At 61.7% G+C, this 20,991-nt stretch carries 18 protein-coding genes; 3 read left to right on the top strand and 15 right to left on the bottom strand.

Going from position 1 to position 20,991, the window contains the following annotated elements; all coding sequences use genetic code 11:
• Positions 1–185 precede the first annotated feature (185 nt).
• Complete coding sequence (gene ppc / locus QMK55_RS19005) at positions 186–2,816, bottom strand: phosphoenolpyruvate carboxylase (RefSeq protein WP_102358486.1); 2,631 nt, start codon at positions 2,814–2,816, stop codon at positions 186–188.
• A 212-nt stretch (positions 2,817–3,028) separates the two neighbouring features.
• Between ppc and QMK55_RS19000 the strand changes: the two genes are divergently transcribed.
• The 3 genes from QMK55_RS19000 (at position 3,029) to QMK55_RS18990 (ending at position 5,000) form a co-directional block, all read left to right on the top strand.
• Positions 3,029–3,373 (top strand): pilin assembly protein, encoded by a 345-nt coding sequence (locus QMK55_RS19000; RefSeq protein ID WP_102358485.1) that lies wholly within the window; start codon positions 3,029–3,031, stop codon positions 3,371–3,373.
• A gap of 378 nt (positions 3,374–3,751) precedes the next feature.
• Entirely contained in the window at positions 3,752–4,156 is a 405-nt protein-coding gene (locus QMK55_RS18995) for a DUF4398 domain-containing protein (protein WP_320329744.1), read from the top strand.
• Between the two features lie 55 nt (positions 4,157–4,211).
• Positions 4,212–5,000: an OmpA family protein gene (locus QMK55_RS18990; protein WP_102358483.1), complete on the top strand. Its 789-nt coding sequence runs from the start codon at positions 4,212–4,214 to the stop codon at positions 4,998–5,000.
• Between the two features lie 172 nt (positions 5,001–5,172).
• Here QMK55_RS18990 and QMK55_RS18985 read toward each other — a convergent pair whose 3' ends face one another.
• The 14 genes from QMK55_RS18985 to QMK55_RS18920 form a co-directional block, all read right to left on the bottom strand.
• A complete protein-coding gene (locus tag QMK55_RS18985) occupies positions 5,173–5,502 on the bottom strand; it encodes a hypothetical protein (protein ID WP_320329743.1) in 330 nt (109 codons plus the stop codon).
• Positions 5,499–6,404, bottom strand: coding sequence for an alpha/beta hydrolase (locus QMK55_RS18980; RefSeq protein WP_320329742.1), 906 nt, complete (start codon positions 6,402–6,404; stop codon positions 5,499–5,501). Before QMK55_RS18980 ends, QMK55_RS18985 begins: the two co-directional genes overlap by 4 nt.
• A gap of 150 nt (positions 6,405–6,554) precedes the next feature.
• Complete coding sequence (locus QMK55_RS18975) at positions 6,555–7,832, bottom strand: flavohemoglobin expression-modulating QEGLA motif protein (protein ID WP_102358481.1); 1,278 nt, start codon at positions 7,830–7,832, stop codon at positions 6,555–6,557.
• A gap of 24 nt (positions 7,833–7,856) precedes the next feature.
• Positions 7,857–8,411, bottom strand: a complete 555-nt coding sequence (locus QMK55_RS18970) for a hypothetical protein (RefSeq protein ID WP_320329741.1) — start codon at positions 8,409–8,411, stop codon at positions 7,857–7,859.
• A 148-nt stretch (positions 8,412–8,559) separates the two neighbouring features.
• Positions 8,560–9,273 carry a TetR/AcrR family transcriptional regulator gene (locus tag QMK55_RS18965; protein ID WP_102358479.1) on the bottom strand — a complete coding sequence of 238 codons (714 nt, stop codon included), beginning with the start codon at positions 9,271–9,273 and terminating at the stop codon, positions 8,560–8,562.
• A gap of 105 nt (positions 9,274–9,378) precedes the next feature.
• A complete protein-coding gene (gene lysS / locus QMK55_RS18960) occupies positions 9,379–10,881 on the bottom strand; it encodes a lysine--tRNA ligase (RefSeq protein ID WP_007908910.1) in 1,503 nt (500 codons plus the stop codon).
• Between the two features lie 112 nt (positions 10,882–10,993).
• Positions 10,994–12,089, bottom strand: a protein-coding gene (prfB, locus tag QMK55_RS18955) for a peptide chain release factor 2 (RefSeq protein ID WP_102358477.1) whose coding sequence is annotated in 2 segments (ribosomal slippage) — positions 10,994–12,016 and positions 12,018–12,089 — 1,095 coding nt in all. Because the reading frame shifts where the segments join, the coding sequence is not laid out codon by codon here.
• 237 nt (positions 12,090–12,326) lie between these two features.
• Positions 12,327–13,328, bottom strand: coding sequence for a diguanylate cyclase domain-containing protein (locus QMK55_RS18950; protein ID WP_102358475.1), 1,002 nt, complete (start codon positions 13,326–13,328; stop codon positions 12,327–12,329).
• 48 nt (positions 13,329–13,376) lie between these two features.
• Positions 13,377–14,387, bottom strand: a complete 1,011-nt coding sequence (locus tag QMK55_RS18945; RefSeq protein WP_102358474.1) for a chemotaxis response regulator protein-glutamate methylesterase — start codon at positions 14,385–14,387, stop codon at positions 13,377–13,379.
• Positions 14,384–16,684 (bottom strand): hybrid sensor histidine kinase/response regulator, encoded by a 2,301-nt coding sequence (locus QMK55_RS18940; protein WP_320329740.1) that lies wholly within the window; start codon positions 16,682–16,684, stop codon positions 14,384–14,386. Before QMK55_RS18940 ends, QMK55_RS18945 begins: the two co-directional genes overlap by 4 nt.
• A complete protein-coding gene (locus QMK55_RS18935; RefSeq protein WP_102358472.1) occupies positions 16,681–17,376 on the bottom strand; it encodes a chemotaxis protein CheW in 696 nt (231 codons plus the stop codon). The genes QMK55_RS18940 and QMK55_RS18935 overlap by 4 nt, the downstream gene beginning before the upstream one ends.
• Positions 17,373–18,644, bottom strand: a complete 1,272-nt coding sequence (locus tag QMK55_RS18930) for a CheR family methyltransferase (protein ID WP_102358471.1) — start codon at positions 18,642–18,644, stop codon at positions 17,373–17,375. Before QMK55_RS18930 ends, QMK55_RS18935 begins: the two co-directional genes overlap by 4 nt.
• Complete coding sequence (locus tag QMK55_RS18925) at positions 18,641–19,159, bottom strand: chemotaxis protein CheW (protein ID WP_320329739.1); 519 nt, start codon at positions 19,157–19,159, stop codon at positions 18,641–18,643. The genes QMK55_RS18930 and QMK55_RS18925 overlap by 4 nt, the downstream gene beginning before the upstream one ends.
• Entirely contained in the window at positions 19,159–20,781 is a 1,623-nt protein-coding gene (locus QMK55_RS18920) for a methyl-accepting chemotaxis protein (RefSeq protein ID WP_102358469.1), read from the bottom strand. The genes QMK55_RS18925 and QMK55_RS18920 overlap by 1 nt, the downstream gene beginning before the upstream one ends.
• Positions 20,782–20,991 lie beyond the last annotated feature (210 nt).

Below are 20,991 nucleotides of genomic sequence, written 5' to 3'. Positions count from 1 at the left end.
GATACACAGCAGGCTGCGCCCACACAAGACGCCAAAAGTCGGAGAAACCGGCGCCCGCCGCGACCTTGCGACGCGGTAACCCAAGTCGCAACCCCATCATTAACTGTCGCCTGCCCGCACTTTGTGCCTGTGTACAAAGCGGCACCCGGCCTGTGCACCGGGTGCCTGACGCCAGCGTAAAAACCTTAGCCGGTATTGCGCAAACCGGCGGCAATCCCCGCCACAGACACCAGTAGCGCCTGCTCCACCGGGCTGCCCTGCTCGACATCCTGCTGCCGTGAACGGGCCAACAGTTCGGCCTGCAATAGATGAAGCGGGTCGAGGTAGGTGTTGCGCAGACGGATGAATTCCAGGGTGTCGGGGCTATGCGCCAGCAGTTGTGACTGACCGGTCAGGCCGAGCACTACCGCGCACGCCTGCGACAATAGGTCGCGTAACTGCGCGCCCAACGGCAGCAGGTCCGGCTCGACCAGACGCTGATCGTAAGACAGCGCAATGTCGGCATCGGCCTTGGCCAGGACCATTTCCAGCATGTCGATGCGCGTGCGGAAGAACGGCCACTGCTCGCGCATCTGGGCCAGCAGTTCGCCCTCGCCACGCTCCAGCGCCTTGCTCAGCGCGGTTTCCCAGCCCAGCCAGGCCGGCAGCATCAAGCGCGTCTGGGTCCAGCCGAAAATCCACGGAATCGCCCGCAGGCTTTCGATCCCGCCGGCACGGCGCTTGGCCGGACGGCTGCCGAGGGGCAGGCGCCCCAGTTCCTGCTCCGGCGTGGACTGGCGGAAGTACTCGACGAATTGCGGATTCTCGCGCACCACTGCGCGGTAGGCGGCAACACCGTCAGCGGCCAATTCGTCCATCAGGTGCCGCCACTCAGGCGTTGGCGGCGGTGGTGGCAACAGCGTCGCTTCAAGCACGGCGGCCAGATACAAATTGAGGTTCTGTTCGGCGATGTCCGGCAGGCCGAATTTGAATCGAATCATTTCGCCCTGCTCGGTGGTGCGGAACCGCCCCGCCACCGACCCCGGTGGCTGCGACAGGATCGCCGCGTGCGCCGGACCGCCGCCACGGCCCACAGTGCCACCGCGACCGTGGAACAACAGCAGTTCGACTTGCTGTTCGCGACAGATTTCCACCAGACGTTCCTGCGCCCGGTATTGCGCCCACGCCGCAGCGGTGGTGCCGGCGTCCTTGGCCGAGTCGGAATAACCGATCATCACTTCCTGCGGGCCCTGCAACCTGGCGCGATACCCCGGCAGCAGCAACAGACGCTCCATGACCGGCCCGGCGTTGTCGAGGTCGGCAAGGGTTTCAAACAACGGCACCACGCGCATCGGCCGCAGCACGCCTGACTCTTTGAGCAGCAGTTGCACCGCCAACACGTCGGAGGCGGCGCCCGCCATCGAGATCACGTAGGAACCCAGCGAGGCACCCGGTGCAGCAGCGATCTCCTTGCAAGTGGCGAGCACTTCAGCAGTGTCGGCGGACGGTCTGAAATGCGCCGGCAGCAATGGTCGGCGATTGCTCAATTCGCGAGTGAGGAAGCTGATGCGTTGCTCTTCGTCCCAGTCTTCGTAGCGACCGAGACCGAGGTAATCGGTGATTTCGGTCATCGCCGAGCTGTGCCGCGTCGAGTCCTGTCGCACATCGAGGCGCACCAGGAACAGGCCGAACGTCACCGCCCGGCGCAGGCAATCGAGCAACGGCCCGTCGGCGATCACGCCCATGCCACACTCGTGCAGCGAGTTGAAGCACAGCTCCAGCGGATCGAGCAGGTCGCGGTTGTTGTGCAACACGTCGGCCGATGCCGGCGTGCTCGCAGTGAGCGAGGCATGTGCCCAGTTGCGTGTGGCTCGCAGGCGTTCGCGCAATTGCTTGAGCACCGCACGATACGGCTCGGCGCTGTCACCGGCCTTGGCCTTGAGCGCGTCGCTGGCCTGCTGCATCGACAGCTCGGCGGCCAGGTGATCGACATCGCGCAGGTACAGGTCAGCGGCCATCCAGCGCGCCAGCAACAGCACTTCGCGGGTCACCGCAGCGGTGACGTTGGGGTTGCCGTCGCGATCGCCGCCCATCCACGAGGCAAAGCGGATCGGCGCCGCCTCCAGAGGCAAGCGCAGGCCGGTGGCGGCAAACAACGCCTGATCGGCCTTGCGCATGTGGTTGGGAATCGCCTGCCACAGCGAGTGTTCGATCACCGCAAAACCCCACTTGGCTTCATCGACCGGGGTCGGCCGCGTGCGGCGGATTTCTTCGGTGTGCCAGGCTTCGGCGATCAGTCGTTGCAGGATGTTCTGGATCTGTTCGCGCTCGGCGCTGGTCAGGTCGCGATGATCCTGAGCCGCCAGTTGCGCGGCGATCGCGTCGTACTTCTGGATCAGCGTGCGCCGCGCAACTTCGGTCGGGTGTGCGGTCAGTACCAGCTCAATTTCCAGGCGCGCCAGTTGCCGGGCCAGCGATTCGGCGTTGTGGCCTTCATTGCGCAGGCGGGCGAGCAGTTCCGGGAGCACGCGGGACTCGAACGGCGCCGGCTGCGACTCTTCGCGGCGATGAATCAACTGATACTGCTCGGCGATGTTCGCCAGATTGAGGAACTGGTTGAACGCCCGCGCCACCGGGAGCAATTCGTCTTCGCTCAACTGGTTGAGGCTGGCGCTCAGCTCAGCGTCCATCGAGCCGCGCCGGTCGGCCTTGGCGCCCTTGCGAATCTGCTCGATCTTGTCGAGAAATTCCTCGCCGTACTGGTCTCGGATGGTGTTGCCCAACAGCTCACCCAGCAGGTGAACGTCCTCGCGCAAGCGTGCATCAATATCGGTCATCAGCAGTTCTCCAGCGGTAATCGGGACGGCGCAGAAACGAATGCTTTGCCCAGAGAGTGCCGCTCTACGGCGCTTCTTACAAGCAGACGACGAAGGGACTTTAAACCTTGCGGCTTGAAGCTAGTCTCAACTGTAAGCCGTACAACGGCTTGCCGCCGGCCCCGCCGGACACTCACCCAGGCCTGCCACGAGCAGGCGCAAATGAGGTCATCATGAAAATCCGTGAACTCGCCCAGCATTGGGAAGAAAATGCCAAGGGTCGCCTGACCGACACCGGCTACACGATTCATCTGGACGTCGAGGCGGCCGCGCGGCTGGCGGCGATTGCCGAGATGTACCCCAAACGCCACCCCGAAGAACTGCTCGGCGAGCTGATCGGCGCCGCGCTCGAAGAGTTCGAGGCGAGCCTGCCGTATGTGAAAGGCTCGACCGTGGTCGCCACCGATGAAGAAGGCGATCCGCTGTACGAAGACGTCGGCCCGACCCCGCGTTTTCTGGCGCTGTCGCGCCAGCATCTGCAGGATTTGTCGACTGCTGCCGGTAAGCAAAAACACTGACACTCCACAGATCAAAACTGTGGGAGCGAGCCTGCTCGCGAAAGCAATATATCAGTCGACATTGATGGTGACTGGCACACCGCTTTCGCGAGCAGGCTCGCTCCCACATTGACTGTATTTCTACCTCCAGATCGAAGTTTTTTCGGTATTAGAAACACCCGCGCGTACCACTCTGCCCCGCCAAAGTTCCCGTCCTAGAGCCCTGTCCGTTTGGTCAAAAATTTTTGGGCGATGGGCCATCTTTTCTGAACTTTTAAAAAACGCCTCCGGTCGGAACCTGTAACCACGCCTGGAACGAGCGTTTCAAAAACGCGCTTTCACACGACGCTTGCGGCTCCTCGACCAGGATGGATTTTCGGTTTTATCAGGAGTTAAACAATGGAGTTGAAGACCATGAAGACCCAAACCTCGTTCTCTCACCTGCGCGGTCTGAAACTGGCCGCTCTGGCCATCGGCACCAGCTTCGTTCTGGCCGGTTGCGCCGGCAACCCACCGACCGAGCAGTACGCCGTGACCCAGTCGGCAGTCAACAGCGCTGTGAGCGCTGGCGGTACCGAGTTCGCTGCGGTGGAAATGAAGCAGGCGCAAGACAAGCTCAAACAAGCCGAAATCGCCATGCACGACAAAAAGTATGAAGAAGCTCGCACCCTCGCCGAGCAGGCCGAATGGGATGCTCGCGTAGCAGAACGCAAGGCTCAGGCTGCCAAGGCCGAGCAGGCTCTGAAGGATTCCCAGAAAGGTGTTCAGGAACTGCGTCAGGAAAGTCAGCGCATCGTGCAGTAAGCGCGCATCCCGACCGCAAAGCTGAAACTCTTATCGATAGAAAGGACGACAAATTATGCGTAAGCAACTGATGATCCCCGCTCTCCTGGCCGCAAGCGTTGCCCTGGCTGCCTGCTCTACCCCGCCTAACCCGAACCTGGAACAGGCACGCACCAACTACGCCGGTCTGCAGGCCAACCCGCAGGCGAGCAAAGTCGCCGCCCTGGAAACCAAAGACGCCAGCGATTACCTGGACAAAGCCGACAAGGCTTACCTGGATAAGCAAGACGCCGCCAAGGTTGACCAACTGGCCTACCTGACCAACCAGCGCGTGGAAGTGGCCAAGCAGACCATCGCCCTGCGCACTGCTGAAAACAACCTGAAGAACGCTTCCGCACAACGTGCCCAGGCCCGTCTGGACGCTCGCGACCAGCAGATCAAGCAACTGCAGCAGAGCCTGAACGCCAAGCAGACTGATCGCGGTACGTTGGTGACCTTCGGTGACGTGCTGTTCGCCACCAACAAGGCTGACCTGAAATCCAGCGGTCTGGTGAACATCAACAAACTGGCGCAGTTCCTTCAGGAAAACCCTGATCGCAAAGTGATCGTCGAGGGTTACACCGACAGCACTGGCGCGGCGAACTACAACCAGTCGCTGTCCGAGCGTCGTGCGACTTCCGTGCAAACAGCACTGATCAAGATGGGCGTAGATCCTTCGCGCATCGTGGTGCAGGGTTATGGCAAGGAATACCCGGTCGCCGACAACGGCAGCGTTTCCGGCCGTGCGATGAACCGTCGTGTGGAAGTGACCATTTCCAACGACAACCAACCAGTGGTGCCACGTTCGGCAGTCAGCTCGAACTAAGCGGCACGCAGTAACACAAAAGCCCCGCCTGAGTAATCAGGCGGGGCTTTTTCATGCACGAACACAAAACCCTGTAGGCCTTCGCCTGCTCGCGATAGAAGTCTGACATTCAATATCTATGTTGGCTGACACACCGCTATCGCGAGCAGGCGAAGGCCTGCAATGGATCGGGTTACTGTTCGAGTTGTTGTGGGGTTTCCTGGCCCATGCAGCGCACAGCTTTTTTCTGCGCATTGATCAGCACCCCGGTCAGGTCTTTCTGCTCGGTATCGAACAGCACCAGCACGCCATCGATGCACTGCGCCACTTGCGGCGCCGGGTCCAGCGAGACTTTGTAGTCTTCGCCCGGCACGGTCTTGAGCATGGTGAATTCATTGAGCAGCAGCGCATCCTCGGGTTTGGCGAAGTGCAGGTAGCCGTAGTACCACAGCGCCCCGACGGTGCCGAGGATGCTGCAGATACCGGTGATGATCAGCGGGATGGCGTTACGTTCTTCACTCATTGCGGACTCTCATCTTCAGAATTCGGAGATTGCGGGTAATTCGGGATCTCGCCGAGGCGGCGCAGGCCGTTGAAATGTTCAGGGTCCTCCAGATAGCGCAGCATCACCTTGCGCCAGACCGGGTCACCGAAGGTCTGCACGTGGCCGCCACGGGTCAACTGCAACACCCGCGGTGGCGGCGCAGCTTGATACAGGCGGATGCCATTGGAAAGCGGTACCAGCGGATCATCGATGCTGTGAAAGATCAGTTTCGGCACGCCCTTGAGCTGCGGCATCGCGTTGATGGCGCTGTCGCCGTCCGGCACCAGCCATGACAGCGGCACCTGGACCGGCCAGGTCAGCCACGACGTGCTGAGTGCGTACTGGCCGACGCTGCGATAACTGGCGGGCACACCGTCGAGCACGAAGGCTTTGAGTTGCATCTGCCGCTCCGGGTGCTGCACCAGCCAATGCACGGCCATCGAACCACCGAGGCTTTGGCCGAGCAGGATCAGCGGCTTGCCTTTGACCTCCGGCGCCTGGTCCAGCCAGGCGAATGCCGCGTCGATATCCTGATAGATCGCCGGCAGGCTCGGTTTGCCTTCGGACAGGCCATAACCGCGATAGTCCACCAGCAGCACTTGATAGCCGTTTTTCGGCAACCACCAACTGCCGCCCAGGTGCATCGGCAGATTGCCGCCGTTGCCATGCAGGTGCAGGACCGTGCCTTTGACTTCAACACCGGGTTTGGCCGGCAGCCACCAGGCATTGAGCTTGAGGCCGTCGGCGGTGGTCAGGGTAACGGTGCGGTATTCGAGTTTGGCTTTTTCCGGGGTGAAAATCTGGCCCGGCTCGGGGTAGAACAACAACGAACTGCAACCACCGAGGGTCAGGAGCAGGCAGAAGATGCCGAGGATTCTCATCCGGTGAAACCTCGCAGAGTTCGAATTGGAATACAGTCAAAAACTGTAGGAGTGAGCCTGCTCGCGATGGCGGTGTATCAGTCACTGTTCATGTTGATTGACACACCGCTATCGCGAGCAGGCGAAGGCCTACAGGGGGTTTGTGTTGGCTCAAAGGATGTTCGAGTAATCCGCCTCGATCCGGTCCAGGCTCAAGTGATTGAGGAAGTTGGAGAAGCACATCCACGCTGACAGCGCGTTCATGTCGCGAAACTGTTCTGGCAGATACTTCGGCGGCACCACCAATCCCTCATCCACCAGTTGGCGCAAGGTACGCATGTCTTCCAGCGTGGTCTTGCCGCAGAACAACAGCGGAATCTGCTCAAGCTTGCCCTTACGCACGGCCAACTGAATGTAGTTGTAAACCATGATAAAGCCCTTGAGGTAGGACAAGTCTTTGGTGAATGGCAGGCCGGTCGGCGTCGAGCCTCGGAACACACGGCTGGCGTTGCCGTAGCTTTCGGCCATTTCAAAACCCTGTTCGCGGAAGAACTCGAACACCTGCAAAAAGTCCGCGCCCTCCTCGACCATGTGAATGGCGCGGGTGCGATTGGTCAGTTTGCGCAGGCGGCTTGGGTAGGAGGCAAAGGTGATGATTTCCATCAGAATCGCCAGACCTTCCTGGGTCACCGTCGACGAGGGTGGGCCCTTGGACAGGAAGGTGCAGATCGGCTGGTTCAAGCCGTTGAGCGTGGTGCCTACGTGCACCAGACCTTCGTGGACTTCCAGCGCGCGCACGTCGCGATCATTGAACATCGCGTCGGTACGGATCTTGATGTAGTCGGCCCCCGCTGCCGCGTCGGCAACGATGCCGTCGGACTCGAACACGCGGATGGTTTCCTCGGCCTCGCCGAACACCTTGTTCAAACGCGTTTGCAGCAGGTGCACGGCGTCCTTGGCGGTGAGGATTTTCGGCTCGTCCTTCAGGTCGCCACGGCCATCGATGTTGTTCAGGTAGTCGGACATCATCAGGCCGAGGTCGGCCAGGGTCGGGTCGCCGGCGTGAAACGCATCTGAGGCGGCGCCGTACAGCTCCTGAGAGATCAGGCCGAAATCCTCGGTGCCGCGCGCTTCGAGCATGCGCACCACCATCCGGTATTCCTTGCACATGCGGCGCATGATCTGCCCGACCGGGTTGAACTGGCCGAGCTGGCGGGTGATGTCGCGCTCGATGTTCTGGAACTCGAGTTTGACCTTGCTCGAATCGAAACTCAGTGGCCGGTTGAGGTAGTAGTCGCGATCCACCGCAGGCATTTCCTTGCCCTTGGCCTTGAGAAAGCCCTTGCGAATGTTCTCGTCCCACTTCACCGCGTCGAGGACGCGAATCGGCGTCTGCGCCAGCACAATGCGATCGGACAGCGTGCGTATCGTCTGCTGGTAATCGTCCACCCGAAACTCCTGTAGAAAACTGAATTATTTGGCGCGGGCCTGGCGCTGATAACGCGCGGCCTCGACGAATACATCGGAATTGGCCGGATCATCGAGGTAAGCAAAGACCTTGTCGAGGCTGCTGTCGACCTGCACGCCGTCGCCGTCATCGGTCTGGAACCCTTGCCCGTTGAGACTCTTCTGCGCGATGGCCTGGTTGATCTGTTCGAGATCGAGGTTGTAAATCACCAGTTCGTGCTTATCGGAGATCTCGAAACCGGCGATGGTGAAGTGCCCGCCATACTGCGCCGGCACCTTCGCCGACAGATACCAGCGGTTGCCATGGCGCGACACGGTGAACGGATAGGCTTCGCGCTCGCGGGGTCTGGCCTTGAAGTACGCGACCGCCTGATAACGGTCGTTGCCCAGGCGCGTCAGTTCCAGGTTCATCGGCTCGCCCCAGGCATTGGTGCTCGACCATTGGCCGAGCAGGCCCTTGGGCGCCGGCTCACTGGCGGGCAGCGGCTCCTTGAAGGTCACCAGACAACCGCTGAGCAGCAGGAACGACAGCGCGATCAACGCGCCACGCCAGGCTTTCATTCAACACTCCCTTGAACACCCGTTACACCTGATCGTTCCTACGCTCTGCGTGGGAATGCCGCCATGGACGCTCTGCGTCCACTGTGACGCAGAGCGTCACGGTATGCATTCCCACGCGGAGCGTGGGAACGATCAAGCAGGGATTGCGTTACATCGACGCCAGCACCAGATGCATATACCGCGTCAGAATCCCGAGCATGTCCTGTTCGGCCAAAGGCTCGGCGTCGTTGAGCAGGCCCTGATATTCCATCCGTCCGATAATCGCCGTCAACACTTTGGCATCCTGTTGCGGTTCACGCGAGCCCAGCACCTGAAACAACTGGCAGGTGCCCTGCAGCAGAATCTGTTGATGGGAACGCACCAGATCCGCCAGGCGCGGGTTGAGCAGCGCTTCCTGGCGAAACGCCTGCTCGGCCATCAGGTGCTCGCGACGGTTGACCAACTGCCGGTGCACATAGTCGGCCATCAACCGCGCAATATCGTCCGCCAGTTGCGAGCGCGACTCAGGGCTGCCGTCGCCACTGACGACCATATCGCGCAGCAGGCCTTCGTTGTTGTTCCACAACTTGGCCATGTAGGCCGCACTGCGTTCGACGTACTGGGCGAAGGTATCGGTGAGCAGGTCATCGATGTCCTTGAAGTAATAGGTGGTGGCCGACAGCGGCACACCGGCCTCGGCCGCCACGGCCCGGTGGCGCACGGCGCGCACGCCGTCACGCACGACAATGCGCATCGCCGCGTCGAGAATGTCCTGGCGACGCTGCTCGCTGCCCTGTCGGCTGGCCTTGCGGCCCTGGTACTGAACACTTTCAGCGACCGCAGTGGCGATACCCGCTGCACCTTCTTGAGCGATTGCAACCATCACGACTGGACTTCCTCTGTTATTTCAAAAGTAACCAATTGATACATTTGTACCAGACAGGCAATAAAAAGCCGCCTGTTTTAGGCGGCTTTTGAACTGAAATGTTTACGCTTGCGGTCGCATGTGCGGGAACAGGATCACATCGCGGATCGACGGCGAGTTGGTCAGCAACATCACCAGTCGGTCAATGCCGATGCCTTCACCGGCCGTTGGCGGCATGCCGTACTCCAGCGCGCGCACGAAGTCGGCGTCGTAATGCATGGCTTCGTCGTCGCCGGCGTCCTTGTCGGCCACCTGCGCCATGAAGCGCTCGGCCTGGTCTTCAGCGTCGTTCAACTCGGAGTAGGCGTTGGCAATTTCACGGCCACCGATGAACAGCTCGAAACGGTCAGTGACGTTCGGGTTGTCGTCGTTGCGACGTGCCAGCGGCGACACTTCGAACGGGTACTGGGTAATGAAGTGCGGCTGTTCCAGCTTGTGCTCGACCAGCTCTTCGAAAATCATCACCTGCAGCTTGCCCAGACCTTCGAAGCCCAGCACCTTGGCACCGGCCTTCTTGGCGATGGCGCGCGCCTTGTCGATGTCGTTCAGATCATCGGCGGTCAGCTCAGGGTTGTACTTGAGGATCGAGTCGAACACCGACAGACGGACGAACGGCTCGCCGAAGTGGAACACCTTGTCGCCGTACGGCACGTCGGTGCTGCCCAGCACCAGCTGCGCCAGTTCACGGAACAGTTCTTCGGTCAGGTCCATGTTGTCTTCGTAGTCGGCGTAAGCCTGGTAGAACTCCAACATGGTGAATTCAGGGTTGTGACGCGTCGAGACGCCTTCGTTACGGAAGTTGCGGTTGATCTCGAAGACCTTTTCAAAACCACCGACCACCAGACGCTTGAGGTACAGCTCAGGCGCGATACGCAGGAACATTTCCATGTCCAGCGCGTTGTGGTGGGTTTCGAACGGCTTGGCTGCGGCGCCGCCAGGAATGGTCTGCAGCATCGGCGTTTCGACTTCGAGGAAGTCGCGCTTCATCAGGAAGCTGCGGATGTGCGCGATCACTTGCGAACGCACGCGGAAGGTCTGGCGCACGTCTTCGTTGACGATCAGGTCAACGTAACGCTGACGGTAGCGCTGTTCGGTGTCGGTCAGGCCGTGATGCTTGTCCGGCAGCGGACGCAGCGACTTGGTCAGCAGGCGCACGCTGGTCATTTCCACGTACAGATCGCCCTTGCCGGAACGCGCCAGGGTGCCTTCGGCGGCAATGATATCGCCCATGTCCCAAGTCTTGACGGCGGCCAGGGTGTCTTCCGACAGGGTCTTGCGGTTGACGTAGACCTGAATGCGACCGGTCATGTCCTGGATCACCATGAACGAGCCACGGTTGAGCATGATGCGACCGGCAACCTTGACCGGGATTGCAGCCTCGGCCAGCTCTTCCTTGGTCTTGTCCGCGTATTTCTTCTGCAGATCTTCGCAGTAGTTTTCGCGGCGGAAGTCGTTCGGGAAGGCGTTGCCCTTGGCGCGCTCGGCAGCCAGCTTTTCCTTGCGCAGGGCGATCAGGGAGTTTTCTTCCTGTTGCAGGGCTTGCGGGTCGAGTTGTTGGTCGCTCATGTCTTTAGATATTCCATCAGGTTCGTTGCCCCCGGGCCTTGGGCCCGGGGATCGCCAGCAAGCTGGCTCCTACAGGGATCGGGTTGAATCAGCCGATGCTGTATTGCGTCTTTTACAGCCCGGATTTCAGGCTGGCATACAGGTATTCGTCGATGTCGCCGTCGAGCACCTTGTCGCAGTCGCTGCGTTCGATGTTGGTGCGCAGATCCTTGATCCGCGACGCATCGAGCACGTAAGAGCGGATCTGGTGACCCCAGCCGATGTCCGACTTGGTGTCTTCCAGCGCTTGCGACGCGGCGTTGCGTTTCTGCATTTCCTGCTCGTACAACTTGGCCCGCAGCATTTTCATGGCGGTGTCCTTGTTGGCGTGCTGGGAACGTTCGTTCTGGCAGCTGACCACGGTGTTGGTCGGTACGTGAGTGATACGTACGGCCGAGTCGGTGGTGTTTACGTGCTGACCACCAGCACCGGAGGAACGATAGGTGTCGATCCGCAGGTCTGCCGGGTTGATTTCGATTTCCACCTTGTCGTCGATCTCTGGCGAGACGAAAACCGCGGAGAACGAGGTGTGGCGACGGTTGCCGGAGTCGAACGGGCTCTTGCGCACCAGACGGTGCACGCCGATCTCGGTGCGCAGCCAGCCAAAGGCGTACTCGCCCTTGATGTGCACGGTCGCACCCTTGATCCCGGCGACTTCACCGGCCGACAGCTCCATGATGGTCGCGTCAAAACCGCGTTTGTCAGCCCAGCGCAGGTACATGCGCAGCAGGATGTTGGCCCAGTCCTGGGCTTCGGTGCCGCCGGAACCGGCCTGGATGTCCAGGTAGGCGTTGTTCGGGTCCATTTCATGGCTGAACATGCGACGGAATTCCAGCTTGGCCAGATTTTCCTCGAGACGGGCCAGCTCGGCGACGACATCGCCCACTGCGCCTTCGTCGTTTTCTTCGACAGCCATGTCCAGCAGGTCGCGGCAATCGGCCAGACCAGCGTTCAGTTCGTCGAGGGTGTCGACGATCTGCGCCAGCGCAGAGCGCTCGCGGCCCAGTTCCTGGGCGTATTCAGGTTTGTTCCAGACACTCGGATCTTCAAGCTCGCGATTGACTTCGGTCAGACGCTCATGCTTTTGATCGTAGTCAAAGATACCCCCGAATAGTTTCGGAGCGCTCGGACAGGTCCTTGATGGTGTTCAGGATCGGGTTGATTTCCATGACGGGCAGCACTCGTTGGCGAACTTTTGAAAGCCGGCGAGTATAACGTAATCACGCTGTCACGGCAGCCCGTCTGGCGGCTGTCGGGGCGAATCGCTTGACATTGGCTCGACGCATTTCAAATGTGGGAGCGGGCTTGCTCGCGAAGGCGGCGTGTCAGTCGACATCAATGCTGCATGACACGCCGAATTCGCGAGCAAGCCCGCTCCCACAGGGAATTTGCATTGTCCAGGAGATCTATTCGATACCGACCTGATTACGGCCATTGTTTTTCGCCAGGTACAACCCGCGATCCGCCGCCGAGATCAGCAGCCGGCAATCGCTGCCCGCCTGCGGCACCATGGTCGCCAGGCCGATGCTGATGGTCAGGCTCGCCCCGTCACCCGGGGTGTTGTGCGGAATTTTCAGCGCCGCCACGGTCTGGCGCAGTTTCTCCGCCACCAGCCGCGCGCCGCCCGGCGAGGTGTTCGGCAAGACCAGAGCGAACTCCTCGCCGCCGTAGCGCGCCGGCAGGTCCGACGGTCGGGCACTGGCGTCGCGGATCGCCGTGGCAACCTTGCGCAGCGCCTCATCGCCTTCGACATGGCCAAAGCTGTCGTTGTAGGACTTGAAGTAATCGACATCGATCATCAGCAACGACAACTGACTCTGATCGCGCAGCGAACGGCGCCATTCCAGCTCCAGGTACTCGTCGAAGTGCCGGCGGTTGGACAACCCGGTCAGGCCATCGGAGTTCATCAGGCGTTGCAGCACCAGGTTGGTGTCGAGCAACTGCTGCTGACTGACCCGCAACGCGCGGTACGCCGCGTCCCGTTGCAGCAGGGTCATGTAGGAGCGCGAGTGATAGCGGATGCGCGCCACCAGTTCGATGGTGTCCGGCAGTTTCACCAGATAATCGTTGGCGCCGGCCGAGAACGCCGCACTCTTGATCAGCGGGTCTTCCTTGGTCGACAGCACGATGATCGGGATGTCCTTGGTCGCCGGGTGATTGCGGTATTCGCGCACCAGGCTCAGGCCATCGAGACCAGGCATCACCAGGTCCTGCAAAATCACCGTCGGCTTGATCCGTACCGCCTGGGCGATGGCCTGGTGCGGGTCGGAGCAGAAGTGGAAGTCGATATTCTCTTCGTTCGACAGCCCACGACGCACGGCTTCGCCAATCATCGCCTGATCGTCCACCAACAACACCATGGCGGCGTTTTCGTCGGTTTTAATGCCATCGATCTGTAAGTCATTCATGGGCGGTCACCTGAATACTGCGGGGGCCAGGATTGCGGAAAAACCTGTTCATTTGGGGAAAACCTCCAGCAATCGTGGCGCTATCTTTTCCAGTGGACGGACTTCGACGGCCGCATCGATCGCCGCTGCGGCCTTGGGCATGCCGTACACCGCACTGCTTTGCTGATCCTGCGCGATGGTCAGATATCCCTGCTGGCGCATGAGCTTAAGCCCTTGCGCCCCGTCGCGTCCCATTCCGGTCAATAAAACCCCGATGGCGTCGCCGTTCCAATAGTTGGCGACACTTTCGAAAAACACGTCGATCGACGGTCGGTAAATCTCGTTGACCGGCTCGGCGGTGTAGGCCAGCGTGCCGTTTTTCAATAAGCGTATATGGTGATTGGTGCCGGCCAGCAGCACCGCGCCGGCTTGCGGCGGCTCGCCTTCGCGGGCCAGGCGCACGTCCAGGCCGCTGGCGCTGGCCAGCCATTCGGCCATACCGGCGGCGAACACCTGATCCACATGCTGCACCAGCACGATGGCTGCCGAAAAATTGCGCGGCAGGCCCTTGAGCAGCACTTCCAGCGCCGCCGGTCCGCCCGCTGACGAGCCGATCGCCACCAACCGCTTGCACGAGCCGGAGCTGCGCTGCGGCGTTGGCGCCGGGCGCGTACGGCTGGGCTTCTCGCCGATCAGCCAACCGATGTTGAGGATCTTGCGCAGCAACGGCGCCGCCGCTTCCTGCGCGTTGCCAGCACCGAGCGCCGGGGTGTCGACCACGTCCAGCGCACCGTGGCCCATGGCTTCGAAGACCCGGTGCACGTTCTGCTGGCGGTCGACCGTGACGATAACGATGGCGCACGGGGTTTCGGCCATGATGCGCCGGGTGGCCTCGACACCGTCCATCACCGGCATGATCAGGTCCATCAGAATCAGATCAGGCGTATTTTCGGCGCACAGTTGCACCGCCTCGGCGCCATTTCTGGCGACCCAGACCACCTGATGCGCCGGCTCGAAGGCCAGCGCGCGGCGCAACGCCTCCACCGCCAGGGGCATGTCGTTGACGATTGCGATTTTCATGCCCGCGCTCCTCCAATGAGCTCAACCACTGCATCAAGCAGGGCGTCGTCATGAAAACTGGCCTTGGCTAAATAATAGTCCGCACCAGCATCCAGTCCACGACGGCGATCCTCTTCACGATCCTTGTACGAAACCACCATCACCGGCAGCGATTGCAGGCGGTTGTCGCGGCGCAGCAACGTAACCAGCTCGATGCCGTCCATGCGCGGCATGTCGATGTCGGTGATCAGCAAATCGAAGTCCTCCGAACGCAACGCGTTCCAGCCGTCCATGCCGTCCACCGCGACCGCCACGTCATAGCCGCGATTGAGCAGCAGCTTGCGTTGCAGCTCGCGCACAGTGAGCGAATCGTCGACCACCAGAATCCGTTTGCGCGCCACTTCGGCGGCCTGATTGCCATGCCGAGCGATACGTTCCAGACGCCCGGTATTGAGCAGTTTGTCCACCGAACGCAGCATGTCTTCGACATCGACGATCAGCACCACCGAGCCATCATCGAGCAACGCTCCGGCGGAAATGTCCTGAACCTTGCCCAGCCGCTCATCCAGTGGCAGCACCACCAGCGTGCGTTCACCAACGAAACGCTCGACCGCCACGCCATAGATCGCGTCGCGCTCGCGGATCACCACGACCTTGAGGGTTTCGTCGCTGCTCTGGTTCGCCGGACGATTGAGCAGTTGACTGGCGGCGACCAGCCCGACGTGCCGACCTTCATGCCAAAAATGCTGGCGACCCTCGACCTGCACGATGTCCTGCGGCTGCAGATCACACATGCGCTCGATGTGCGCCAGCGGAAAGGCGTAGGCCTCGTCGCCGACTTCCACCACCAGACTGCGCACCACCGACAGGGTCAGCGGCACTTCAAGATGAAAGCGGCTGCCCTCGCCTGCCGTCTGCTCGAGCACCACCGCGCCACGCAGCTGCCGCACCATGTGCTGCACCGCGTCCAGACCGACGCCACGCCCGGACACTTCGGTGACCGTGTCGCGCAGGCTGAAGCCCGGCAGAAACAGGAACGTCAGCAGTTCCTCTTCGCTCAACTGCGCCGCCGTTTCGGCCGGCGACAGCTGACGCTCGACAATGCTGCGGCGGACCTTTTCCAGGTCGACACCATTGCCGTCATCGCTCAGTTCGAGCACCAGCAAACCGGCCTGGTGCGAGGCGCGCAGACGGATCAGGCCTTCTTCGGACTTGCCCTTGAGCACGCGCTGCTCCGGGGTTTCGATGCCGTGGTCGACGGCGTTGCGCAGCAAATGAGTCAGCGGCGCTTCAAGCTTTTCCAGCACGTCGCGATCGACCTGGGTTTTCTCGCCTTCGATCTCCAGCCGTACCTGCTTGCCAAGGCTGCGCCCCAGATCCCGGACCATGCGCACCTGACCGGTGAGCACGTCGGCAAACGGGCGCATGCGACAGGCCAGCGCGGTGTCGTAGAGCACTTGCGCGCGCTGGCTGGCTTGCCAGGCGAACTCGTCCAGTTCGGCGTTTTTCTCCCCGAGCAACTGCTGGGATTCGGCCAGCAGGCGCCGCGCATCCTCAAGGGCTTCCTGGGCTTCGAGGCTCAGCGCATGTTCCTTGAGGTGCACATTGAGACTCTCCAGCGCCCGCAGGCCATTGTTCTGCATGCGTTTGAGGCGCTGCATGGTTGCCAGATGCGGCTTGAGGCGCTGGGTTTCGACCAGCGATTTGCTCGACAGGTCGAGCAGGCTGTTCAGGCGCTCGGCCGTAACCCGCAGCACGCGCTCGCCACCCTCGGTGGTGCGCTTGTTCTTGCGCGGGGTCGGGTCGAAGGTTTCCAGCGGTGTATCGATCGCCGGCATGGGCGCTGGCGACGGGGTTTCAATCGGCGCAGGCGGCGGCGCCTGCATCTGCAACTCGGCCATGGGCGGCGGTGCCACTGCGGGCGGCGCCGAAGGGTCGAGCAGGCGGCCCATCAACACCACATACGCCTCGATGTCCGCCGCTTGCGGGGCATTGGCTGGCGTGGCGATGCGCATCAACAGATCGGTGCCTTGCAACAACGCATCGATGTGCTCGGGACGCAGCAACAGCCGCCCTTCCTGCGCGCTGACCAGACAATCTTCCATCACATGCGCAACGCTGACGCCGCTGTCGATGCCGACGATCCGCGCCGCGCCCTTGAGCGAGTGCGCCGCGCGCATGCACGATTCCAGATGATCGGCCTGGGTCGGATTGCGCTCCAGCGCCAGCAGCCCGCTGCTGAGCACCTGGGTCTGAGCCTCGGCTTCGAGGCTGAACAGCTCCAGCAGCGAGGCGTCGCGCATTTGCTCAGGGGTCATGTGAGGCTCCGGGTCACGGCGGACAGCAACTGTTCTTCATCCAGCCAACGCAGGCTGCGCCCCCGGAATTGCAGGACACCACGGGTGTATTTGGCGCTGACCGTACTGTTGTGTTCACCGCCGGCACGTGACGCGGCGTCGAGAATGCGTTCATCGATCGCATGGATGCCGTCGACCTCGTCCACCGGCACCACGACCGGCCCGCCGTGGGCGGCGATGATCAGCATGCGCGGCATGATCCGCGTGCCGTTGGCCGGTGCGGCGTTGCCATCGAGGTCGAGCAACTCGACCAGCGACAGGCACGCCACCAATGCCCCGCGCACGTTCGCCACGCCGAGCAAGGCCCGCGAGCGCTGGTGCGGCAACGAGTGAATCGCCTGCATCGGCGCGACTTCCACCAGACTGCGGGTCGCCAGTCCCAGCCATTCTTCGCCGAGGCGGAACATCAGCAGCGAACGGGTTTTGACGTCAGCTTCAACCGCGATGGCGACCGCGTCGCGCTCGTCCTGCTGCAACGCATAACGGTCGAGCAGGCGCGTGGCGGCGGCGGAATACACCGCACAGTTGCGGCAATGAATATGTTCCACCAGCAACGGACACGACTTGTCGCCGTGAATGCCGATGCGGTTCCAGCAATCATCGATGGCCCGGGCGTCTTCGTGGGTGACGTTCAAGGTGTCGGACGGGATCATCGTTTACGCTCACTGTCGGCGGTGCGGCCGCTGCGCGCGGCGCGCTCCTGCAATCGTCTGGCACCGGCGCTGTCACCCTGGGCCTGCAGCAAGGCCGCCAGGTGCATCAACGCTTCGGGGTGTTGCGGCTCAAGGTACAAGGCCTTGCGGTAATAACTCTGGGCTTCGAGTGCGGAGCCGGCCACGTCACTGAGCAGGCCGAGCCAATAGAACACCTGAGCCACCGGTTCGTGGCTGCGCAGGTATTGCTCACATGCCGCGCGGGCCTCGGCGCTTTTGCCTTCGTTGGCCAGCGCGGCGATGTTGGCCAGCAAGGTCGCGGCGTCCGGGTTGGCGCTTTTGCTGCTGACCGGTAGCGGAGCAACGTTGGCAAACGGGCGTTGGCGCACCGGCGCTGGCGGCGGGCTGCGTAGTGGTTGGCGCACCGGCAACGGCGTGGGCGTCGGCAATGCCACAGGTTCGGGCAGCGGCTCAGTGTGTCGGCTGAACGCGAACGACTGCGCGATACCGATCGAACGCATGCCCAGACGCCCGAGCAGACTGCCCTCGGCCGGGCCGATGAACAGCACGCCGTCAAAGTGCGTCAGGCGCTTGAGCACTGCGAAAACCTGCTGCTGGGTCGGCTGATCGAAATAGATCAGCAGGTTGCGGCAGAACACAAAGTCGAACGGCGGCTCACTGACCAGCAGCGTCGGATCCAGCACGTTGCCGACCTGCAAGCGCACCTGCTCACGCACCGCGTCGTTGACGCGATGGCCGTCCTCCTCGGCGCTGAAATGACGCTCGCGAAAGTCCAGATCCTGACCCCGAAACGAGTTCTTGCCGTACAGCGCGCGCCGCGCCTTGTCCACCGACAGCGGGCTGACATCCATGCCGTCGACCTTGAACTGATGCGGCTTGAGCCCGGCATCGAGCAAGGCCATGGCAATCGAATAGGGTTCTTCACCGGTGGAGCACGGCAGGCTGAGGATGCGCAGCGCGCGCATGTTGTTCAGTTCGTCCAGCCGCTTGCACGCCAGTTTGCCGAGGGTGGCGAAGGATTCCGGGTAACGGAAAAACCAGGTTTCAGGGACGATCACCGCTTCGATCAGCGCTTGCTGTTCATCCCGCGAGCCTTGCAGCAATTGCCAGTATTCATCGCTGTGCGCCGCTTGCGACAGCGTCGTGCGCTGGCGCACCGCGCGCTCGATGATCGCCGGCCCGACCGAGGTGACATCCAGACCGATGCGTTCCTTGAGGAAATCGAAAAAACGTTGGTCGCTGCTCATGGCTGCGCCTCAAGCGGCGCCGGAAACAGCAGGCTGCGCACGGCGTCATCCAGCAGGTCGTTGACCCGCACCCACTGCACTAGTCCCTGAGCGTCTTCACGCACCGGACCGAGGTATGGCGCCTGACGATTGTCGAGGCCATAAGGCTGAAAATCTTCGGGATTGCAGCGCAGGGTGTCGGTCGCCTGTTCAAGGATCAGCCCGAGCCAGTGTGACGGCTGCAGTTCATCCGGGTGGTAATGCACCAGCACCAGCCGAGTGCTGGTGCGGGCCTCGGCGGGTTGGCCGAAGGTCAGCGCACTGAGGTCGATGGCTGGCACCACCGCACCGCGATAGGCGAACACCCCGGCCACCCAGTTCGGCGCCTGGGCAATCGGCTTCAACGGCAGGCGCGGCAGGACCTCGGCCACTTCCGTGGCGCGCAAGGCGTAACGCTCGTTGCCGATGCGAAACAGCAGGAACAACGCCTGCTTCGCCACCGGCGCAACGCTGCGTTTGGCGGTGATTTCGCTCATCAGACTTTGAATCGCGAAACGCCGCTGCGCAGCCCGACGGCCACCTGGCTCAGTTCGTCAATGGCGAAACTGGCCTGACGCAACGATTCGACGGTCTGGCTGCTGGCATCGCCCAACTGCACCAGCGCATGGTTGATCTGTTCGGCACCGGTGGCCTGGGCCTGCATGCCTTCGTTGACCATCAACACCCGCGGCGCCAGCGCCTGCACCTGATGAATGATCTGCGACAACTGCTCGCCGACCTGCTGCACCTCGGCCATGCCCCGGCGCACTTCCTCGGAGAACTTGTCCATGCCCATCACGCCGGCGGACACCGCTGACTGGATTTCGCGAACCATCTGTTCAATGTCGTAAGTGGCAACGGCGGTCTGATCCGCCAGACGCCGCACTTCGGTGGCGACCACGGCAAAACCGCGACCATACTCACCGGCTTTCTCGGCCTCGATGGCGGCGTTGAGCGACAGCAGGTTGGTCTGATCGGCAACCTTGACGATAGTCACCACCACCTGATTGATGTTGCCGGCCTTCTCGTTGAGGATCGCCAGTTTGGCGTTGACCAGATCGGCCGCGCCCATCACCGAGTGCATGGTGTCTTCCATGCGCGCCAGACCTTGCTGGCCGGAACCGGCGAGCACCGAAGCCTGATCGGCTGCGGTGGACACTTCGGTCATGGTGCGCACCAGATCCCGCGAGGTGGCGGCGATTTCCCGCGAGGTCGCGCCGATTTCGGTGGTGGTGGCCGCGGTTTCGGTGGCGGTGGCCTGTTGCTGTTTGGAGGTGGCGGCGATCTCGGTCACCGAGGTGGTCACCTGCACCGACGAGCGCTGGGCCTGGGACACCAGCGAAGTCAGCTCGGTCATCATGTCGTTGAAGCCGGTTTCCACCGCGCCAAACTCATCCTTGCGGTCCAGATTCAGACGGCTGCTCAAGTCGCCGGTGCGCATGATTTCGAGGATCTTCACGATGCGGTTCATCGGCGCCATGATGGCGCGCATCAGCAGCAGGCCACAGGCACCGGCCGCCAGCACGGCCACCAACAGCGACACGAACATGCTGACCTTGGCCGCCGCCACGGCTTCGTCGATGTTGGCCATGGCCTGATCAGCGACTTTCTTGTTCTCGCCAATGATGTCGTTGAGTTTCACGCGGCCGGTGTACCAGGCCGGGGTCAGCTTCTCGGTGAACAGCTTGATCGCTTCGGCTTGCAGGTTGCGCTTGTGCAAGTCGAGCACCTGATCCTGGATCTGCATGTAGATGTCGTGGTCTTTCTCGAACGTGGCGAACTCGACCCGGTCTTCGTCGGTGGTGATGGTGTTGCGGTAGTTAGCCATCTGCTCTTGCAGCCGCGTCTCGAACGCCTTGTAGTCCGCCGCATCTTGGCTGCTGATGCCCTGCCCTTCCTTGAGACCCAGCAGTTCCTGGGTCTGCAGATAGCTGTCGACCCACGCACCACGGATCATCGCGCTGTAATAGACGCCGGGAACCGCGTCGTCACGCACGCTGCTTTCACTGGTCTCGATCTTCAGCAACCGTGAATACGAGACAACGACCATCAGCAACATGATGGCGATAATCACCGCAAAGCTCGCCAAAATGCGTTGGCGCAACGTCCAGTTCTTCACAGTGATTCCTCGTGCCTAAGTCGAAATGCGGGGAGTATAGCCGAGGGAGGTGTCTCATTTATAAGACGCTTTTTAACCCTCCGGCCTGCCCGAGGTACTAAACCGGGAGGCTCTGGGGTGGGACTGTCCGGCAATCAGGGGTCGGCATGCCAGTGCTGAAATGGCAAAAATGGGCGATGGATCGGTCATTGCTGTTGATGCGAGGCTGAA

Source organism: Pseudomonas sp. P8_229 (assembly GCF_034008635.1).
Classification (GTDB): domain Bacteria; phylum Pseudomonadota; class Gammaproteobacteria; order Pseudomonadales; family Pseudomonadaceae; genus Aquipseudomonas.
Note: the sequence above shows the minus strand (reverse complement) of the source record. Positions and strands in the feature narration are given on the sequence as shown.